At 66.6% G+C, this 19,175-nt stretch carries 15 protein-coding genes; 7 read left to right on the forward strand and 8 right to left on the reverse strand.

Translation table 11 applies throughout. The features are described 5' to 3' along the window. Window positions 1-56: 56 nt before the first annotated feature. The 7 genes from RSO01_RS32470 to RSO01_RS32500 all read right to left on the reverse strand — a co-directional run bounded on the left by RSO01_RS32470 (window position 57) and on the right by RSO01_RS32500 (window position 8,536). Window positions 57-1,382, reverse strand: a complete 1,326-nt coding sequence (locus tag RSO01_RS32470; RefSeq protein WP_147154725.1) for an ABC transporter substrate-binding protein — start codon at window positions 1,380-1,382, stop codon at window positions 57-59. A gap of 68 nt (window positions 1,383-1,450) precedes the next feature. Then, window positions 1,451-2,527 (reverse strand): branched-chain amino acid ABC transporter permease, encoded by a 1,077-nt coding sequence (locus RSO01_RS32475; RefSeq protein WP_147154727.1) that lies wholly within the window; start codon window positions 2,525-2,527, stop codon window positions 1,451-1,453. 12 nt (window positions 2,528-2,539) lie between these two features. Further along, on the reverse strand, window positions 2,540-3,466 hold the full coding sequence (locus RSO01_RS32480) for a branched-chain amino acid ABC transporter permease (protein ID WP_147154728.1): 927 nt from the start codon (window positions 3,464-3,466) through the stop codon (window positions 2,540-2,542). A gap of 133 nt (window positions 3,467-3,599) precedes the next feature. Beyond that, window positions 3,600-4,391 carry an ABC transporter ATP-binding protein gene (locus tag RSO01_RS32485; RefSeq protein ID WP_147154730.1) on the reverse strand — a complete coding sequence of 264 codons (792 nt, stop codon included), beginning with the start codon at window positions 4,389-4,391 and terminating at the stop codon, window positions 3,600-3,602. Between the two features lie 5 nt (window positions 4,392-4,396). Beyond that, entirely contained in the window at window positions 4,397-6,376 is a 1,980-nt protein-coding gene (locus RSO01_RS32490) for an AMP-binding protein (RefSeq protein ID WP_147154731.1), read from the reverse strand. A gap of 89 nt (window positions 6,377-6,465) precedes the next feature. Beyond that, complete coding sequence (locus RSO01_RS32495) at window positions 6,466-7,836, reverse strand: sensor histidine kinase (protein WP_246158974.1); 1,371 nt, start codon at window positions 7,834-7,836, stop codon at window positions 6,466-6,468. 7 nt (window positions 7,837-7,843) lie between these two features. After that, entirely contained in the window at window positions 7,844-8,536 is a 693-nt protein-coding gene (locus RSO01_RS32500; protein WP_147154733.1) for a response regulator, read from the reverse strand. A gap of 93 nt (window positions 8,537-8,629) precedes the next feature. Between RSO01_RS32500 and RSO01_RS32505 the strand changes: the two genes are divergently transcribed. Further along, a complete protein-coding gene (locus RSO01_RS32505; RefSeq protein WP_147154734.1) occupies window positions 8,630-9,427 on the forward strand; it encodes an alpha/beta fold hydrolase in 798 nt (265 codons plus the stop codon). A 190-nt stretch (window positions 9,428-9,617) separates the two neighbouring features. Here the strand turns inward: RSO01_RS32505 and RSO01_RS32510 are convergent, their stop codons facing one another. After that, window positions 9,618-10,571, reverse strand: a complete 954-nt coding sequence (locus RSO01_RS32510; protein WP_170303522.1) for a tetratricopeptide repeat protein — start codon at window positions 10,569-10,571, stop codon at window positions 9,618-9,620. A 156-nt stretch (window positions 10,572-10,727) separates the two neighbouring features. Here RSO01_RS32510 and acnA point away from each other — a divergent pair, with 156 nt between their 5' ends. The 6 genes from acnA (at window position 10,728) to RSO01_RS32540 (ending at window position 19,144) form a co-directional block, all read left to right on the forward strand. Next, window positions 10,728-13,415, forward strand: a complete 2,688-nt coding sequence (gene acnA, locus RSO01_RS32515; protein ID WP_147154737.1) for an aconitate hydratase AcnA — start codon at window positions 10,728-10,730, stop codon at window positions 13,413-13,415. Between the two features lie 12 nt (window positions 13,416-13,427). Then, window positions 13,428-13,982, forward strand: a complete 555-nt coding sequence (locus RSO01_RS32520) for a DinB family protein (protein WP_147154739.1) — start codon at window positions 13,428-13,430, stop codon at window positions 13,980-13,982. Beyond that, window positions 13,982-15,103 carry an alpha/beta fold hydrolase gene (locus RSO01_RS32525; RefSeq protein WP_147154740.1) on the forward strand — a complete coding sequence of 374 codons (1,122 nt, stop codon included), beginning with the start codon at window positions 13,982-13,984 and terminating at the stop codon, window positions 15,101-15,103. Before RSO01_RS32520 ends, RSO01_RS32525 begins: the two co-directional genes overlap by 1 nt. Window positions 15,104-15,109: 6 nt before the next feature. After that, window positions 15,110-15,781 carry a nitroreductase gene (locus RSO01_RS32530; RefSeq protein WP_147154742.1) on the forward strand — a complete coding sequence of 224 codons (672 nt, stop codon included), beginning with the start codon at window positions 15,110-15,112 and terminating at the stop codon, window positions 15,779-15,781. An 88-nt stretch (window positions 15,782-15,869) separates the two neighbouring features. Next, on the forward strand, window positions 15,870-17,807 hold the full coding sequence (acs, locus tag RSO01_RS32535) for an acetate--CoA ligase (RefSeq protein ID WP_147154744.1): 1,938 nt from the start codon (window positions 15,870-15,872) through the stop codon (window positions 17,805-17,807). Continuing rightward, window positions 17,804-19,144 carry an amidase gene (locus tag RSO01_RS32540; RefSeq protein ID WP_147154746.1) on the forward strand — a complete coding sequence of 447 codons (1,341 nt, stop codon included), beginning with the start codon at window positions 17,804-17,806 and terminating at the stop codon, window positions 19,142-19,144. Before acs ends, RSO01_RS32540 begins: the two co-directional genes overlap by 4 nt. Window positions 19,145-19,175 lie beyond the last annotated feature (31 nt).

Genomic DNA, 19,175 nt, shown 5'->3' on the forward strand with positions numbered 1-19,175 from the left:
CGTCCTTCGAGACGCGGCCCTTCGGGCCGCTCCTCAGGACGAGGTTTCCTTTGATCTCAGCTCTCCTTCGAGCAGTCGCGCGGCGTGATCTTCTTCTCGGTCGCGTACTTGGCGGCCGTTTCCTTGACCATCGGCGCGAGGATCGAATCGTCGGCCGTGTACCAGTCGGAGATCACGTTCCACTTCTTGCCGTCCCACTGGTGGACGCGGCTCAGCCGCGTGCCCTCGTGGTCGGAGCACGAGACCTTGATCGGGCCGATCATGCCCTCGAAGCCGAGCTGCTTGATGCGGTCGGCGGTGAGGTCGAGATGCTCGATGCCCCAGCGCACCTGCTCGCCGGTCATCGGCTTGTTGCCGAACTTGGCCATGGCGGTACGGATCGACTCGGTGCCCAGCATCGAGTTGATCAGGCCGCGATTGTACAGCACCGAGCCGATCTCGTCGGGCTTGGCGAGCGACTTGCCCGGTCCGATGACGTACTTCTCGAGGTCGGCATAGACCGCCGACTTGCCGGCGGGATGCTGCAGCATCAGCGCCTTGTAGCCCGCGCCCTTGTCGCCGGCCGGCACGACGTCGGGCTCGGCACCCGACCACCACACGCCGATCATCTTGTCGCGCGGATAGTTGACGTTGCCCGCCTCGGTGACGGCGGCGGAGTTCATGACGCCCCAGCCCCACAGCAGCACGTAATCGGGCCGCTGCTGGCGGATCTGCAGCCACTGCGACTTCTGCTCGCTGCCCGGCGCCGGGACCGGGATGGGCAGGAACTCGAAGCCGTACTTCTTGGACATCGCCTCGAGCGCCGCGATCGGCTCCTTGCCGTAGGGCGAATCGTGATAGAGCAGCGCGATCTTCTTGCCCTTGAGCTTGTCGAGGCCGCCGATCTCCTTGGCGATGTGCTGGACGGCGACGTTGGCCGCGGTCCAGTAGGTGCCGAGCAGCGGGAAGTTCCATTCGAACACTGCGCCGTCGCGGCTCTCCGAGCGGCCGTAGCCCATGGTGATCAACGGCACCTTGTCGCCCGGCGCCTTCTCGGTCAGCGCGAAGGTGATGCCGGTGCTGAGCGGGCTGAAATAGGCCGCACCCGTCGGACCCTTGCCCTTGAGGCGCTCGTAGCATTCGACGCCACGGTCGGTGGCGTAGCCGGTCTCGCATTCCTCGAACGTGATCTTCACGCCGTTGATGCCGCCGTCACGCTCGTTGAGCATGGTGATGTAGTCGCGCACGCCGTCGGCGAAGGGAATGCCGTTGGGGGCGTAGGCGCCGGTCCGGTAGACCAGGCCCGGGATGAACTGCTCGTTTTGCGCCTGAGCGGCCGTTGCGACGATGACGCCTGCCGAGGCGATCGCCGCGCCGAGCAGCGCGAGCTTGCGAAGACCCATTCGTTTCCTCCTCATAAGTTGAACGGTCCCCGAAGGCCGTCCTTGTCCCAAAACCTAGACCGTCCCGCTCAGTGCGGAAAGGGCCACAACCGAAGCTTCTCCTTCGCCACCGACCACAATCGCGCGAGCCCGTGCGGCTCGACGATCAGGAAAAAGATGATCAGGGCGCCGAAGATCATGGCCTCGAAGTGCGAGACCGTGGCGGTGCTGATCCTCCAGCCGAACAGCGCGCCGAACGGCGGCAGCGCCTGGTTGAGGAAGATCGGCAGCAGCACGATGAAGGCCGCGCCCAGCACGCTGCCCAGGATCGAGCCCAGCCCGCCGATGATGATCATGAACATGAGCTGGAAGGAGCGATCGATCGAGAAGGCCGCGGGCTCCCACGAGCCGAGATAGACGAAGGCCCACAGGCCGCCCGCCACGCCGATCAGGAACGACGATACGGCGAAGGCGGTCAGCTTGGCGTACATCGGCTGCACGCCGATGATCTCGGCCGCGATGTCCATGTCGCGGATCGCCATCCATTGCCGGCCGATATGTCCGCGCACGATGTTCTTGGTGGCGATCGCCAGCACGACGGTGAAGACCAGACAGACGATGTAGTTGGCGGTCGGCGACGACAGGTCGACGCCCAGGATCTCGAGCGGCGGGGCGTTGATCGAGCCCGACGGCGTGTAGTTGGTGAACCACTTGATGCGCAGGAAGGCCCAGTCGGCGAAGAATTGCGCGGCGAGCGTGGCGCAGGCGAGATAGAAGCCCTTGATGCGAAGACTCGGCACGCCGAAGGCGATGCCGACACCGGCCGCGACGAAGCCGCCCAGCAGGATGCAGACGAACGGATTGAGGAACGGCAGGCGGATCGCGAAGTTGTAGGCGGCGTAGGCGCCGACCGCCATGAAGGCGCCCGATCCCAGCGAGACCTGGCCGCAATAGCCCATCAGCACGTTCAGCCCGATCGCCGCCAGCGACAGGATCACCACCGGGATCAGAACGGCGCGATAGACGTATTCGCTGGCGACGAACGGTACGACCAGGAAGGCGATCAGCAGCAGCGCCAGCATGGCGATGCGGTCCTGGGCGATCGGGAAGACCGCCTGGTCCGCCGCGTAGCTCACCTTGAACTGGCCGGCCTCGCGATAGAACACGACCCGCCTCCCCTATACGCGCTCGATGATGCGCTCGCCGAACAGGCCCTGCGGCCTGACCAGCAGGAACAGAAGCGCCAGCACATAGGCGAACCAGATTTCTATGCCGCCGCCCATCATTGGCCCGAGGAAGACCTCGGCAAGCTTTTCGCCGGCGCCAATGATCAGTCCGCCGATGATGGCGCCCGGCACCGAGGTGAAGCCGCCCAGGATCAGCACCGGCAGCGCCTTCAGCGCCAGGAGCGTCAGCGAGAACTGCACGCCGAGCTTGCTGCCCCATACCGCGCCGGCAGCCAGGGCGACGAGGCCCGCCACCAGCCAGACGATGAACCAGATCTGGTTCAGCGGGATGCCGACCGACTGGGCGGCCGCGTGATCGTCGGCGACGGCGCGCAGCGCGCGGCCGATGCGCGTCCTCTGGAAGAACAGCGCCAGGCCCGCCACCAGGAGGCCGGCGATCACGGCGGCCCAGATGTCGAGCTCATTCACCAGGATGCCGCCGTCGAACACCGATTCGAGAATGAAGATCGGCTCCTTGGGCAGGCCTATATTGAGGGGATAGACGTCGGCGCCGAACACGGTCTGGGCAAGGCCTTCGATGAAGAAGGTCATGCCGATCGTCGCCATGAACAGGATGATGCCTTCCTGGTTCACCAGCTTGCGCAGCACCAGCCGCTCCGACGCCCAGGCGATGATCGCCATGACGAAGGCGGCGAACAGGAAGCCCGCGACCAGGGCGAGCCAGAACGGCCAGTGCCATTCCTTCTGCGCGATGTCGAGCGTGCGCACCAGGGCGAGCGCCGCGGTCAGCACCATGGCGCCCTGGGCGAAGTTGAACACGCCCGACGCCTTGAAGATCAGCACGAAGCCCAGCGCGACGAGCGAATAGAGCACGCCGGCGAGAAGGCCGCCGATCAGGACTTCGAGGAAGAAACCCATTATGGCGCACCCCTCTTCGACAACATTGCTGTCATCCCGAGCGCAGCGAGGGACCTTTGAGGCAACAGGAAAGGTCCCTCGCTGCGCTCGGGATGACAGCGTTCGCGATCGGATCGCCGTGCGTCAAACATGCTCAATGACTCACCCCGAGATAGGCGTCGATGACCGCCTGGTTGTTCTTGATTTCATCGGGTACGCCGTCGCCGATCTTCTTGCCGTAGTCGAGGACGACGACGCGGTCGGAGATGTCCATGACGACACCCATGTCGTGCTCGATCAGGCAGATCGTGGTGCCGAACTCGTCGTTCACGTCGAGCACGAAGCGGCACATGTCCTGCTTCTCCTCGATATTCATGCCGGCCATCGGCTCGTCGAGCAGCAGCAGCTCGGGCTGGGCGGCGAGCGCGCGGCCGAGCTCGACGCGCTTCTGCAGGCCGTAGGGCAGCTGGCCGACCGGCACCTTGCGGATGTGCTGGATCTCGAGGAAATCGATGATCTTCTCGACCGCCTGGCGATGCTCGATCTCCTCGCGCGCCGCCGGGCCGACATGCAAGGCCTGCCAGAAGAGGCCGGTCTTCATGCGCAGGTTGCGTCCGGTCATGATGTTGTCGAGAGTCGACATGCCGCGGAACAGGGCGATGTTCTGGAAGGTGCGGGCGATGCCCTGCTCGGCCGCCTCGTGCGGGCGCATCTGGCTGCGGCGCACGCCCTTGTAGGTGATGGCGCCTTCCTGTGGATGATAGAAGCCGTTGATGCAGTTCAGCATCGACGACTTGCCTGCGCCGTTGGGCCCGATGATGGCGCGGATCTCGCCCTTGGCGATGTCGAAGCTGATGTCGGACAGCGCCTTCACGCCGCCGAACGACAGGCTGATGTTCTCGACCGACAGCAGGACTTCGTTGAAGGAACGCGTACGCGCGGTCATTGCCGTCAGCTCGCCTTCCGCAGCGGTACCGCGCCGCCGGCGCCGGGATGGGGCGCCAGGTCGCGGATCTCGACGTCGCCTTCGATCGAGCCCTTGCGGCCGTCCTCGAAGGTGACGTCGACCTTGATGTGGGCGGACCGGGCGTTGCCGTAGAGCGCGTCGACCAGGGGCTTGTAGCGCTCGCCGATGAAACCGCGGCGCACCTTGTTGGTGCGCGTGAGCTCGCCGTCGTCGGCGTCGAGCGCCTTGTGCAAAATCAGGAATCGGCGGATCTGGGCGCCGGCCATGCGCGGATCGCCGCCGAGGTCGCGATTGACCCGCTCGATCTCGCCCTGCACCAGGTCGTAGACCTCCTTGCGTGCCGCCAGCTCCTGGTAGCTCGCATAGGAGAAGTTGCGCCGCTCGGCCCAGTCGCCGACCGCCGTCATGTCGATGTTGACGAACACCGCGACGAAGTCGCGGCCATGGCCGAACGCCACCGCCTCGTTGATGTGCGGGAAGAACTTCAGCTTGTTCTCGATGAACTTGGGCGCGAACAGCGTACCGTCGTTCAGCTTCCCGACATCCTTGGCGCGATCGATGATGCGCAGGTGCCCGCGGTCGTCGAGGTAGCCCGCGTCGCCGGTATGGACCCATCCGTCGGCGGTCTTGGTGTCGTTGGTCGCCTCAAGATTCTTGAAATACTCCTTGAACACGCCGGGGCTGCGATAGAGCACCTCGCCCGAATCGGCGATCCTGAGCTCGACATTGGCGACCGGCTTGCCGACCGTGTCGGGGAAGACCTCGCCGTTGGGATGGATGGTGACGAACACCGAGGCCTCGGTCTGGCCGTAGAGCTGCTTCATGTTCACGCCGAGCGCGCGATAGAAGTTGAAGATCTCCGGCCCCACCGCCTCGCCCGCCGTGTAAGCAACGCGCACGCGGCTCATGCCCAGCGTGTTCTTGAGCGGCCCGTAGATCAGCAGGTTGCCCAGCCCGTAGAGCAGGCGGTCGAGCAGCGACACCGGCCGGCCATCGAGCAGGTTGGGCCCGACCTTGCGCGCCACCGCCATGAAAAACTGGAACAGCCGACGCTTGATGAAGCCCGCGTCTTCCATGCGGATCGTCACCTGGGTGATCAGGTTCTCGAGCACGCGCGGCGGCGCAAAGTAATAGGTCGGGCCGATCTCGCGCAGATCGGTCATCACCGTCGCCGCCGATTCCGGGCAGTTCACGACCAGCCCGACGACGTAGCACTGGGCATAGGAGAAGATGTGATCGCCGACCCAGGCCATCGGCAGGTAAGAGAGGAGCTCGTCGCCTTCCTTCAGGCCGTCGAAGTCGCCGCCGGCCTTGGCCGCCCAGATCAGGTTGTCGTAGCTCAGCACCGCGCCCTTGGGCCGACCGGTCGTGCCCGAGGTGTAGAGCATGATGGCGTCGTCCGAGCCGCGGCCCCGTGCGACCTCGGCGGAGACGAGATCGGGCGTCGCCTCCAGCCGCCTGGCGCCGCGCGCCTGCACCTCGTCGCTCGACAGCAGGCCCGTGTAGTGCCTCAGCCCACGCGGGTCCTGGTAGATCACGACCTCGAGCGTCGGCACCTTCTTCTGGATCTCCAGAAGCTTGTCGACCTGCTCCTGGTTCTCGGCCAAGGCGAAGCGCGCACCGGCATGCTCGACAACGTAGGCGAGCTCATCGGCCACCGAATCCTGATAGACCGGCACCGGCACGCCGCCCAGCGACTGCGCGGCGCACATCGACCAGTAGAGCAAGGGACGGTTGTCGCCGACCACGATCAGACGATCACCGCGGCGGAAGCCGAGATCGGCCAGCCCCGCGGCGAACAGCCGGATCTCGGCCGCGACATGGCCCCAGCTGTGGCTCTGCCAGATGCCGTATTCCTTCTCGCGATAGGCCGGCCGGTCGGGGCTGGTACGGGCGCGCTCGGCCAGAAGCTTGGGAAACGTGTCCCGAGCGTCGGTCGCGCTATCGGCCGTTCCCGTCGTCATCCCTGCTCTCGCTCCCTGGGACCGCCTTCATTTGATTGCCCGCTGATTTTTTGGGCTTTTGCGGCGCTCCAGTGACCACATAGCCACAGTCAATTTGCGCCGGTCAAGCCGGCCGCCGGCCGCAGGCGCAAGGTGAAGACGGCACCGCCGGTCGGCCGGTTCTCGACCGTGACGCTGCCGTCGTGGGTCTCGGCGACGCGGGCCACGATCGCGAGCCCCAGGCCACGGCTTTCAGCCTTGGTGCGGTCGCGCCGCCAGAAGCGCCGGAAGATGCTCTCGCGCTCGGCCTCGGCCACGCCCGGCCCGTCGTCGAGCACGCGCACCGTGCCGTCGGCCGAGACCTCGACCTCGATCGACCCGCCGACCGGGGCGTGACGAATGGCGTTCTCGATCAGGTTGCGCACGGCCCGGAACAGCGCCTCGGAATGGCCGACCACCCAGACCGGCTCCTCGCTGCCGCCCAGCGCGATGTTCTTGGACTGAGCGACGGCGACCGGCGCCATGAAGGCGACGGCCTCGGCACAGACCGCCTGCAGGTCGGCGCGGGCGTCGCCGGCGACGATGAAGCTTTCGAGCTCGGCAATGTCGAGCACCTGGTTGACGATGTGCGTCATGTTCTCGAGATCCTTGCGCAGCTCCTCACGCAGGGGGCCGGGCTCCAGCGAATCGACGCGGGCGCGGATGATGGTGAGCGGCGTGCGCAGCTCGTGCGCCATGTCGCCGGTGAAATCGCGCTGGGCGCGAAAGCCCCTCTCGAGGCGATCGAGCGCCTGGTTGACGGCATGCACCAGCGGCATGATCTCGGTCGGCATCGCGGTTTCGGGCAGGCGCACCTCGGTGCTGGTCGGGCCGATCGCTGCCGCCGTGGTCGAGGCTTCGCGCACCGGCTTCAGCGCCCGACGGAAGATCATGATGTCGATCAGGAGCAGCGCCAGCAGCAAGGGGAAGGTGATCCAGGCGACGCTGGGGAAGAACGAGGCGACGATGTCGTCGATGATGACGTCGCGATGCGACAGGTCCTGCGCCACCTGGATCAGGTAAGTGCGGCCATCCACGGTGCGCGCCACGCTGACGCCGAACAGCACCGAGCCCGTGCTGCGCCGGCGCATCTGCCAGTCGCCGCTGCGCGTCTCCTTGGGCGGGAACAGCGCGCTGCCGTCGTTGCGCGACGAGAACAGGACTTTGCCCTCGGAGTCGAGCACGGCGTAGGAATAGAGCCCGTAGCTGCCGGCATAGAGCGGCTCCAGCTCGGGCGGGATGTCGAGCACCACGCCGTTGGCGTGCGGCCTCAGGAAGCCGCCGATCGTCACCGCCTGGCTGCGCAGGACGTCGCGATGCAGGCCGTTGGCCGCCTCGTTGAGCAGCCAGTAGAGCGCCAGCGGCATCACGATCGAGATCACGCCGATCGCCACGACGTGCAGCGCCACGACACGCGAGAGGATCGAACGGAAGCGGTTCACCCGTCGGTCACCCGTTGGTTATCCCGGTCTTTTCCTCGGCCATCAGGTAGCCGACGCCGCGCACGGTATGGATCTTCACCGTGGCGCCGTTGTCGGCCAGCATCTTGCGCAGGCGATGGACATAGACTTCGACGGCGTTCGAGCCGACATCGCCCGACAGGCCGAACAGGTGGTCCTCGAACAGTCGCTTGGGCGCGACGTTGCCGCTGCGCCGGAGCAGGATCTCCAGCACCGCGGTCTCGCGCGCCGGGAAGGCGCGCACCACGCCGTTGATGATCACCTGGCGGCCCTCGGTGTCGAGCGCCACGTTGCCGAAGGTCAGTCGTCGGCCGAGCAGGTTGTCGGAGCGCCGCAGCAGGGCCTGCAGGCGGGCGATGAGCTCCTCCATGGCGAAGGGTTTCGCCATGTAGTCGTCGGCGCCTTCGCGCAGGCCGGCGACGCGGTCGGTGACGCCGTCGCGCGCCGTCAGCACCAGGACCGGCGTGGAATCGCCGCGCCGGCGCATGTCGCGCAGCAGGTTGAGGCCGTCTTCGTCGGGCAGGCCGCGGTCGAGGACCATCGCGGCGTAGCGCATGGTGGCGAGCGCGTGCGCGGCGTCGGCGGCCGTGCGCACGGAATCGGCGGAGAAGCCGCCCTGCGCCAGGCCTTTCTTCAGCAACGCGACGAGCTCGATGCTGTCCTCGACGAGAAGGACCCTCATCGGTGCGGTCCTCCTTTCCGCCTGATTGCCCCTGACACGATCCTAGCACGGCTTGCCTTCTCACAACGCCTGCCGACGGTTACATCTGATGGGGTGACGACTTCAGATGAACTTCTGGACCTCGGCGACCGCCGGCTGCGGGTGCGCCGGCTGGTGCCGCAGCAGACCGACGGGTTCGAGCGCACGACCCTGGTGTTCCTGCATGAGGGGCTGGGCTGCATCGAGATGTGGCGCGACTTTCCGCAGAAGCTCTGCGATGCCACGCGCACGGCCGGCATCGTCTATGACCGCACCGGTTATGGCGGCTCGAGCCGGTGGCCGGCCGACCCTGGCCAAAAGTACATGGAGATCGAGGCCGACGAGGTGCTGCCGCGCCTGCTGCAGACGCTGCGAGTCGAGGACTGCGTGCTGGTCGGCCACAGCGACGGCGGCACCATCGCGTTGAACTACGCCGCGCGCGATCCCGAGCCATTGCGCGCCGTGGTGACGCTGGCCGCCCATGCCATCAACGAGCCGGTGTGCGTGGCGAGCATCGTCGCGGCGCGCGAGGCGTTCGCCACGGGCGACCTGCGCCGGCGCCTGATGAGGTATCACGGCGACAATACCGACGGCGCCTTTCACCTGTGGTCGGACGCCTGGGTGGCGCCGGGCTTCGAGCCGATGGACGCCGACGGCCGCCTGCCCGGCGTCGTCGTGCCGGTGCAGGCGATCCAGGGCGAGGACGACGAATACGGCAGCGAGCTGCAGCTCGGCATCATCGCCGGCAAGGTCGGCGGCTATTGCGAGACCCGCCTGGTCCCCGACTGCGGCCACAGCCCGCACCTCCAGCAGCCGGCGTATGTGCTGTCGGAGATCACGAGGTTCATCGCGCCGCTGGCGGTGGTGGTCTGAGTCTTCCAGACCGCCGGCCTCTGGCCAGCATCATAGTCTTCGGAGCGCGGACCTCCAGGTCCGCTCATTATCTTCTGGACCGCGCGCTCATGAGCGCGCGGGAGGCGCGCGGTCCGGAAGACGAAGATTATGAGCGGACTTGGAGGTCCGCGCTCCGCATGAGCCGGCCAGAGGCCGGCGGTCCGGAAGATCAAAGCCGCTTGAGCTCGCTCGCGGCGGCCCAGTTCAACTCGGACACGGTCGGGCAGCGGGCCTGGGTCAGTTGGAGCTGCTCGCGGGCGCGTTGCTTGTCGCCGCGGCGGAGGGCGTCGATGCCGATGAAGAAGGAGGCCGCGCACTTGCCGTTGGTGCGGCTGGCCGCCTCATCGGTCTCGGCCGTGACCTCGAGCTCGCCGGCAGACATCTTGCCCAGCAGAAACTTGGCGATCGGCGCCGGCCATTCGCTGAGATTCTCGTTGCCGACATCCTTGGCCAGCAGGGCGCGCGCATCGCGCCGGGCACGGACCTGCGCCGCGTAGCGCCACAGGAGCGGTCCCAACCGCGCCCGGAAGGACGGCCGGCCGGCCAGGGTGGCATCGAAATCGTCCGCCGCCTGGGCGTACTGGCCGAGATCGAAATAAGCATGGCCGCGATAGTAGAGCGCGCTGCGCCGATCGGCCGGCGAGGTCGAGCCGGCCAGCGCCTCGTCGAGCAGGGCAAGCGCGCGCTGGAAATCGGCGAGCTGCATGTAGACGCGGGCCTGGGCGATCACCAGCCAGGAATCGCCCGGCTTCTGCTGCAGGGCGCTGTCGAGGGTGCGCAAGGCCGCCGCACGATCGCCGCCGCCGGCCAGCTCCGGCAGCGTGCTCGACAGCACCAGCTGCCAGGCCGTGGGCAGGACCTTGCCCATCGCAGCGATGTCCTTCTGGCTGTCGGTCTGGCGGCCGACCCGGTTGAGCTGATAGGCGCGGATGCTGAGATAGATCGACCGGTCGAAATCGGAGAGCTTGGAGCTCGCCAGGATCTTGTTCAGCGCCTCGAGCGTCGAATTCCGGGCATCGGACGGCATGTTGGGCTCGACCGGCAGGCGGCCGAAGTCGCGCGCCGACGGATCCCAGGCCTCGACGGCATTGCGCTGCGCCGACGCGCCACTGCAGGCGGTCACGAGCAGTGCAAAAGCCACAAGAATCCGGGCTATTTTCGGCTGCATGCGGGCAATCTGGCACAACGGACCGGTGACCGCATCCGCCGATTGCCTGTGCCCTTCCATGCCCCTATTTTGCCACCCGCCCGCACGCGATCGACCGTCAGGAGTATCATCATGGCCGCCGCCCATCCCAACAGCTTCAAGGCTCGCAAGACACTGAAGGTCGGCAGCAGGAGCTACACCTATTTCAGCCTCAAGGCCGTCGAAAAGCAGGTCGGCGACCTCAGCCGCCTGCCGTTCTCGCTGCGCGTGCTTTTGGAAAACCTTGTCCGTCATGAGGACGGCACGACCGTCAAGAAGACCGACATTGCCGCCTTCGCCGATTGGCTGAAGAACGGCGGCAAGTCGGTCAAGGAGATCAACTTCCGCCCCGCCCGTGTGCTGATGCAGGACTTCACCGGCGTGCCCGCCGTGGTCGACCTCGCCGCCATGCGCGACGCCATGGGCAAGCTCGGCGGCGACGCCAAGAAGATCAATCCGCTGGTGCCGGTCGACCTCGTGATCGACCACTCGGTGATCGTCGACAATTTCGGGAACACCGGCGCCTTCAAGGCCAACGTCGCGCTGGAGTACGAGCGCAACCTCGAGCGCTACCAGTTCCTGCGCTGGGGCCAGATGGCGTTCGACAATTTCCGCGTCGTGCCGCCCGGCACCGGCATCTGCCACCAGGTGAACCTCGAATACCTGGCGCAGGTCGTGTGGACCAAGAAGGAAGGCCGCGAGACGATCGCCTATCCCGACACGCTGGTCGGCACCGACAGCCACACCACGATGGTGAATGGGCTGGGCGTGCTGGGCTGGGGCGTCGGCGGCATCGAGGCCGAGGCCGCCATGCTCGGCCAGGCCATGCCGATGGTGATTCCCGATGTCGTGGGCTTCAAGCTCTCCGGCAAGCTGCGCGAGGGTGCCACCGCCACCGACCTGGTGCTCACCGTTACGCAGATGCTGCGCAAGAAGGGCGTGGTCAACAAGTTCGTCGAATTCTACGGCGAGGGCCTCGACGACCTGCCGCTCGCCAACCGCGCCACCATCGCCAACATGGCACCGGAGTACGGCGCCACCTGCGGCTTCTTCCCGGCCGACGAGATCACGCTGGGCTACCTCAAGACCACCAACCGCGGCCCGGCCGCCAAGCTCGTGGAGGCTTACGCCAAGAAGCAGGGCCTGTGGCGCTCCAAGAAGTCGCCCGAGCCGATCTTCACCGACACGCTGCATCTCGACCTCGCCGAGGTCGAGCCGAGCCTCGCCGGACCGAAGCGTCCGCAGGACCGCGTGCCGCTCTCCCAGGCGGCGTCGCAGTTCGTCACCAACATGGAGAAGGAATTCGACCGCAAGGACGATGGCAAGCGCGTGAAGTGCGAAGGCACCGACTACGATCTCGGCCATGGCGACATCGTCATCGCCGCCATCACCTCGTGCACCAACACGTCGAACCCGTACGTCATGCTGGGCGCCGGCCTGATCGCGCGCAACGCGGTCAAGCACGGGCTCAAGGTCAAGCCGTGGGTCAAGACCTCGCTGGCGCCGGGCTCGCAGGTCGTCACCGAATATCTCGCGGCCTCGGGCCTGCAGAAGGACCTCGACAAGATCGGCTACAACCTCGTGGGCTACGGCTGCACCAGTTGCATCGGCAATTCCGGCCCGCTGCCCGATCCGGTGACCAAGGCGATCAACGATGCCGACCTCGTGGTCTGCGCCGTGCTGTCGGGCAACCGCAACTTCGAAGGCCGCGTCAATCCGCTGACCCGCGCCAACTACCTCGCCTCGCCCATGCTGGTCGTGACCTACGCGCTGGCCGGCTCGATGAAGATCGACATCACCAAGGATCCGATCGGCATCGGCAAGGGCGGCAAGCCCGTCTACCTGAAGGACCTGTGGCCTTCGAACCTGGAAGTCTCGAAGCTGGTCGACAAGTACGTCACGGCCAAGGCCTTCAAGAAGCGCTATGCCGACGTCTTCAAGGGCGACAAGTTCTGGCGCAGCATCAAGACCAAGCCGACCTTGACCTATAGCTGGGACGACAAGTCGACCTACGTGCGCAACCCGCCGTACTTCGACGGCATGGGCAAGACGCCGGGCAGCATCGCCAACATCGAGGGCGCACGCCCGCTCGGCCAGTTCGGCGATTCGATCACGACCGACCACATCTCGCCCGCCGGCTCGATCAAGAAGGACAGCCCGGCCGGCAAGTACCTGGGCGAGCACGGCGTCGAGGCCAAGGACTTCAACCAGTACGGCACGCGGCGCGGCAATCACGAGGTGATGATGCGCGGCACCTTCGCCAACATCCGTCTCAAGAACGAGATGGTGCCGGGTGTCGAGGGCGGCTTCACCCACCACTTCCAGACCGACCAGCCCGAGCCGATCTACGACGTGGCGATGCGCTACAAGAAGGAGCACACGCCGCAGATCCTGATCGCCGGCAAGGAGTACGGCACCGGATCGTCGCGCGACTGGGCGGCCAAGGGCGTGAACCTACTCGGCGTGAAGGCCGTGGTGTGCGAGACCTTCGAGCGCATCCATCGCTCGAACCTCGTGGGCATGGGCGTCCTGCCGCTGCAGTTCAAGGACGGCATGACGCGCAAGACGCTGAACCTCACCGGCCACGAGAGCTTCGACGTCGGCGGCATCGATGGCGGGCTGAAGCCCGGCATGGACGTGCCGCTCACCATCCATCGCCGCGACGGCACGAGCGAGAAGGTGGTCCTGACCTGCCGCATCGATACCGCCGAGGAGATCGAGTACTTCAAGAACGGCGGCGTGCTGCACTACGTGCTGCGCAATCTCGCGCAGGCGGCGTAAGAAATAACGGCCATGGCGACGGGGTTGGTCAGTCACTTCGTCGCCATGGCCGGCAACAATGCCTGGTCCAATCACCGGCTGCTGACGGCCTGCAAGGAACTGACACCGGCCGAGTTCGCCGAGCGGCGCACGGGCTTCTTCCCGTCGCTCCGGGCGACGCTGAACCACATCCTGTGGGTCGACATCTATTATATTGACGCGCTGCATCGCGATCCGACGGTGCTCAAACGCTACGACGACCCGCCGCCGGACTTTCCCGACGCCCATCAGCTCTATGATGCGCAGCGCAAGAGCGATCGGCGGCTGATCGATTTCTGCGAACGCCAGACCGACGCGACTCTGGCGGAAGGGCTGGTGCGGCCGCGGCCCAACCGCACGCCGCCGCCCAGCAGTATCGCCTCTATCCTGGAGCATCTGTTCCAGCATCAGATCCATCATCGCGGCCAGGCGCATGCGATGCTCAGCAGCACGTCGGTCAAGCCGCCGCAGCTCGACGAGTTCTTCCTGGCCGGCGAAGAGGATCTGCGGCGCGACGAGCAGCGGCTGCTCGGGTTGCCGCAACGCTGATGCGGCCGCGTCCCTCCTTCGCCGGTGCTGCCGTGGAAGTGAGCGACCTCGGCCGCTCGGTGGCGTTCCATCGCCTGTGGCTGCCCATGCTTGGCTTTCGTCGCGTCTGGGCAGGGCCCGACCGCGTGATGTGGTCGCGCGGCTACGATCACTTCGTCATGCGCCAGGCCAAGGAAGGCATCTCCTACGGACCGGGCGCGCTGTGGCTTGCCGTGTCGGCCGAGAGCCGCGCCCAGGTCGACCAGGTGTTCGCCGAGCTGCGCGACGCCGGCGCGGAGATCCTGCAGCCGCCCAAGGAGCTCGACTACTTCGCGCCCGGCTACTACTCGGTGGCGTTCCGCGATCCCGACGGCGTGCCGATCGAGGTGGCGCATCGCTGGGACGAATTGCCCGAGGTGGCCGACGCGGAGCAGGTCCAGGTGCCGGGCCACGGCGTCACGCTGGGCGGCTACTTCTTCAAGCCTCAGGCCGGCGCGCCGCCTTATCCCGCGGTGATCCTGCTGCACGGCTTCGCTGGTCATGCCCACAACATGGTCGGGCTGGCGCGGACCTGCACGGCGAACGGCTACGCGGCGTTGGCCCTGTCACTGCGCGGCTGGCTGGGCTCTGACGGCGAGAGCGACCAGGGGCTGCGCCAGCCGCTCGACGTGCTGGCAGCGATCGACTGGCTGGCCAAGCGGCCGTTGGTCGACAAGGACCGTATCGCCGTGGTCGGCGCCTCGATGGGTGGCCAGGTGGCGCTGCTGGCGGCCGCCCACAAGCCGCCGATCCGTGCCGTCGCCTCGTTCTACGGGCCGATGGACCTGTCGCGTTGGCGCGAAGCCAATCCCTTCATCCGCGACTATCTCGACGATCTCTGCGGCCCCGAAGGCCTGCCGGTGCGCTCGCCGATCCTGCGGGTGGCACAGATCGACGCACCGGTGCTGCTGGTCCATGGCGATCGCGACGAGAACGTGCCGGTCGACCAGGCGCAGGCGATGGCCGAAGCATTGAAGAGCCATGGCAAGGAGGTCGAGACCTTCATTGTGCCAGGCGGTACGCATTTCTTCACGGAGCAGCAGAACGCCGCCGCCCGGCGTAAGCTCTTCGACTTCCTGCGCCGCCATCTCAATCGGAGCTGATCTTTCATGCGCGTGTCCGAAGCCATCAACTCCCGCCGCTCGATGCGCGTGTTCAAGGCTGATCCCGTGCCGCAGGCCGATATCGAATGGATCATCTCGACCGCGAGCCGCGCGGCGTCGAACGGCAACCTGCAGCCGTGGAAACTCTATGTCACCACGGGCAAGGCGCGGCAGCGGCTGTCGGCCGCGATCCTCAAGGCGATGGACGACGGCGACAACGGCCCGGGCGCTGAATACAACGTCTATCCGAAGGAATTCACGCCGGTGTACGACCAGCGCCGCAAGCTGGTCGGCAAGCAGCTTTACACCCTGCTCGGCGTGCCGCGCGGCGATGCCGCCGGCATGCTGAAGCAGTTCCGCAAGAACTACGATTTCTTCGACGCGCCGGTCGGCATGATCCTGTGCGTCGAACGCCGCATGGGCAACGGCCAGTGGATCGACTGCGGCATCTTCCTCGACCAGCTCATGCTGCTGGCGCGCGAGAAGGGCCTGCATACCTGCCCGCAGGCCGCCTTCAGCCGCTACCAGCACGTCGTGCGTCGCGAGCTGAAGATCCCCGACGACGAGGTCGTGATCTGCGGCCTGGCGCTGGGCTACGCCGATCCCGACGAGGTACCCAACAGCCTGATCACCGAGCGCGCGCCGCTCCAGGATTTCACGACCTGGTTTCACGAGTAAAACCAGGGCACCAAAGTCGAATTGCCGAGGCCGGCGCGAGCGGGCTAAAACCCGCTTAATTCGCGGCAAAAGCCGACGGGAGGGAACCATGGCCGATGAACTGATCGACGTCAGCGCCGACTGGGCCAAGCGCGCCTATGTCGACGACGCCAAGTACAAGGCGATGTACGAGGCCTCGATCAAGGACCCCGCCAGGTTCTGGGGCGAGCACGGCAAGCGCATCGACTGGATCAAGCCCTACAGCGACGGCGCGGTGCGCGACGTCGACTATACCGGCAACGTCCATATCCGCTGGTACTACGACGGCGTTCTGAACGTGTCGGCCAACTGCGTCGACCGGCACCTCGCCAAGCGCGGCGACCAGACGGCGATCATCTGGGAAGGCGACGATCCGTCGAAGTCCAAGCACATCACCTATCGCGAGCTGCACGCCGAAGTCTGCCGCATGGCCAACGCGCTGAAGGAGCTCGGCGTCAAGAAGGGCGATCGCGTCACCATCTACCTGCCGATGATCCCCGAGGCCGCCTACGCGATGCTGGCCTGCACGCGCATCGGTGCCATTCATTCCGTGGTGTTCGGCGGCTTCTCCCCAGACAGCCTCGCCAACCGCATCGTCGATTGCGAGAGCAACGTCGTCATCACCGCCGATGAGGGCCTGCGCGGCGGCAAGCCGGTGCCGCTCAAGGCAAACACCGACGAGGCGATCAAGAAGGCGCCGGGCGTCAAGAAGGTGCTGGTCGTCCGCCACACCGGCGGCAAGATCGGCTGGGATGCCGGCCGCGACGTGTGGTGGCACGAGATCGCGGCCAAGGTGCCGGCGGAGTGCGCGCCCGAGCCGATGGGCGCGGAGGATCCGCTGTTCATCCTCTACACGTCGGGCTCGACGGGTAAGCCCAAGGGCGTGCTGCACACGACCGGCGGCTACATCGTCTTCGCCTCGATGACGCACCACTACGTCTTCGATTACCACGACGGCGACGTCTACTGGTGCACCGCCGACGTGGGCTGGGTGACCGGCCACAGCTACATCGTCTATGGACCGCTCGCCAACGGCGCGACCACGCTGATGTTCGAAGGCGTGCCCAACTATCCCGATTCCAGCCGCTTCTGGCAGGTGATCGACAAGCACCAAGTCAACATCTTCTACACCGCACCCACCGCCATCCGCGCCCTGATGCGTGAAGGCGAGGCGCCGGTAAAGAAGGCGACGCGCAAGAGTCTCCGCCTGCTCGGCTCGGTCGGCGAGCCGATCAATCCCGAGGCATGGCTGTGGTACTACCGCGTCGTCGGCGACAGCCGCTGCCCGATCGTCGACACCTGGTGGCAGACCGAGACCGGCGGCATTCTGATCACGCCGCTGCCCGGCGCCACCAAGCTCAAGCCGGGCTCGGCAACAAAGCCGTTCTTCGGCGTGCAGCCGGTCATGGTCGATGCCGCCGGCGACGTGCTGCAGGGACCGGCCACCGGCAATCTCTGCCTGATCAATTCGTGGCCGGGCCAGATGCGCACGGTCTATGGCGACCACCAGCGCTTCATCGATACCTACTTCAAGACCTATCCCGGCAAGTACTTCACCGGCGATGGCGCGCGCCGCGACGAGGACGGCTATTACTGGATCACCGGCCGCGTCGACGACGTGATCAACGTCTCGGGCCATCGTATCGGCACCGCCGAGGTCGAGAGCGCGCTGGTCGGCAACGTCAAGGTGGCCGAGGCCGCCGTCGTGGGCTACCCGCACGACATCAAGGGCCAGGGCATCTACGCCTATGTGACCTTGAAGGCCGGCCAGCAATCCTCGGAGGACCTGCGCAAGGAGCTGGTCGCTTGGGTGCGCAAGGAGATCGGACCGATCGCCACGCCCGACGTCATCCAGTGGGCACCTAGTCTGCCCAAGACGCGCTCGGGCAAGATCATGCGCCGCATCCTGCGCAAGATTGCCGAGAACGACTTCAGCAACCTCGGCGACACGTCGACCCTCGCCGATCCCGCCGCGGTGGACGATCTTGTGAAGAACCGAGCGAAGTGAACCCGACGATCCTGCAACTGGCCGCGGACCTCTCCGCCGGCCGCACCACCTCGCGCACGCTCACCGAGCAGGCGCTGGCCCGCATCGCCGATCCCAAGGGCGAAGGCGGTCGCGCCTTCATTAAAGTCTGGCGCGACCAGGCGTTGGCCGCGGCCGATGCCAGTGACGTCCAGCGCAAGGCGGGCCTCGTGCCCTCGCCGCTCGCCGGCATCCCGGTCTCGATCAAGAACCTGTGCAATGTCGCTGGCGAGACGACACTCGCCGGCTCCAAGGCGCTCGACGATGCGCCGCCGGCCAAGGCCGACGCACCGGTGGTGGCGCGGCTGCGCGCGGCCGGCGCGGTGATCGTCGGCAGCACCAACATGAGCGAGTTCGCCTTCTCGGGCGTAGGCTTCAACCCGCACTACGGCACGCCGGGCAATCCGGCCGACCGCAAGCGCGTGCCGGGCGGCTCCTCGTCGGGCGCGGCGGTCTCGGTCGCCGACGGCATGGCCGTGGCGGCGCTCGGCACCGACACCGGCGGCTCGGTGCGCATCCCTGCCGCCGTCTGCGGCATCACCGGCTTCAAGCCGACGGCGCGGCGCGTGCCGATCGACGGCGTCGTGCCGCTTTCGACCTCGCTCGATTCCATCGGCCCGCTGGCCAATTCGGTCGAATGCTGCGCCATCGTCGATGCGGTGTTCGCGGGCGAGCCGATTTCGGTGCCCCAGCCGGCGCCGCTCGCCGGCCTGCGCTTCGCCGTGCCGATGCACTTCGTGATGGACGATCTCGATTCCACGGTCGCCGCCGCCTTCGAGCGGGCGCTGAAGGCGCTGTCGGGCATCGGCGTGAAGGTCGAGAAGATCGACCTGCCCGAGCTGAACGAGCTCAACACCATCAACGCCCGCGGCACCTTTGCCGCTTCCGAGGCCTATACCTGGCACCGCACGCTGATCGAGCGCCGCGGCAAGGATTACGACCAGCTCGTCTACCCGCGCATCATGCGCGGCAAGGAGATGAGTGCCGCCGACTACATCGACCTGCTGGCGGCGCGCGCCGACCTGCAGAAGCGCGTGTCGGCGATCACCTCGAACTACGACGCCGTCGTCATGCCGACCTGCGCCATCGTGGCGCCGACCCTCGACGAGGTCTCGACTCCCGACGGCTTCACCAAGAAGAACATGCTGCTGCTGCGCAACACCACCGTCGGCAACTTCCTGGACCGCTGCGGCATCAGCCTGCCCTGCCACGCGCCGGGCGAGCTGCCCGTCGGCTTCTCGCTGATGGGCGAGGCGATGGCTGACAAGCGCGTGCTGGCGATGGCGAGGAGCGTGGCACCGGTGGTGCGGGCGCACTGATCTTCCGGACCGCCGGCCTCTGGCCGGCCTC

Origin of the sequence: Reyranella soli (assembly GCF_007992495.1) — a bacterium.
Taxonomy (GTDB): Bacteria; Pseudomonadota; Alphaproteobacteria; order Reyranellales; family Reyranellaceae; genus Reyranella; species Reyranella soli.

Excerpts from the sequence above, each read along its gene's own strand:
- RSO01_RS32470 (WP_147154725.1), bottom strand. The coding sequence starts at position 1,382 with ATGGGTCTTCGCAAGCTCGCGCTGCTCGGCGCGGCGATCGCCTCGGCA.
- RSO01_RS32480 (WP_147154728.1), bottom strand. The coding sequence starts at position 3,466 with ATGGGTTTCTTCCTCGAAGTCCTGATCGGCGGCCTTCTCGCCGGCGTG.
- RSO01_RS32485 (WP_147154730.1), bottom strand. The coding sequence starts at position 4,391 with ATGACCGCGCGTACGCGTTCCTTCAACGAAGTCCTGCTGTCGGTCGAG.
- RSO01_RS32490 (WP_147154731.1), bottom strand. The coding sequence starts at position 6,376 with ATGACGACGGGAACGGCCGATAGCGCGACCGACGCTCGGGACACGTTT.
- RSO01_RS32500 (WP_147154733.1), bottom strand. The coding sequence starts at position 8,536 with ATGAGGGTCCTTCTCGTCGAGGACAGCATCGAGCTCGTCGCGTTGCTG.
- acnA (WP_147154737.1), top strand. The coding sequence starts at position 10,728 with ATGGCCGCCGCCCATCCCAACAGCTTCAAGGCTCGCAAGACACTGAAG.
- RSO01_RS32520 (WP_147154739.1), top strand. The coding sequence starts at position 13,428 with ATGGCGACGGGGTTGGTCAGTCACTTCGTCGCCATGGCCGGCAACAAT.
- RSO01_RS32525 (WP_147154740.1), top strand. The coding sequence starts at position 13,982 with ATGCGGCCGCGTCCCTCCTTCGCCGGTGCTGCCGTGGAAGTGAGCGAC.
- RSO01_RS32530 (WP_147154742.1), top strand. The coding sequence starts at position 15,110 with ATGCGCGTGTCCGAAGCCATCAACTCCCGCCGCTCGATGCGCGTGTTC.
- acs (WP_147154744.1), top strand. The coding sequence starts at position 15,870 with ATGGCCGATGAACTGATCGACGTCAGCGCCGACTGGGCCAAGCGCGCC.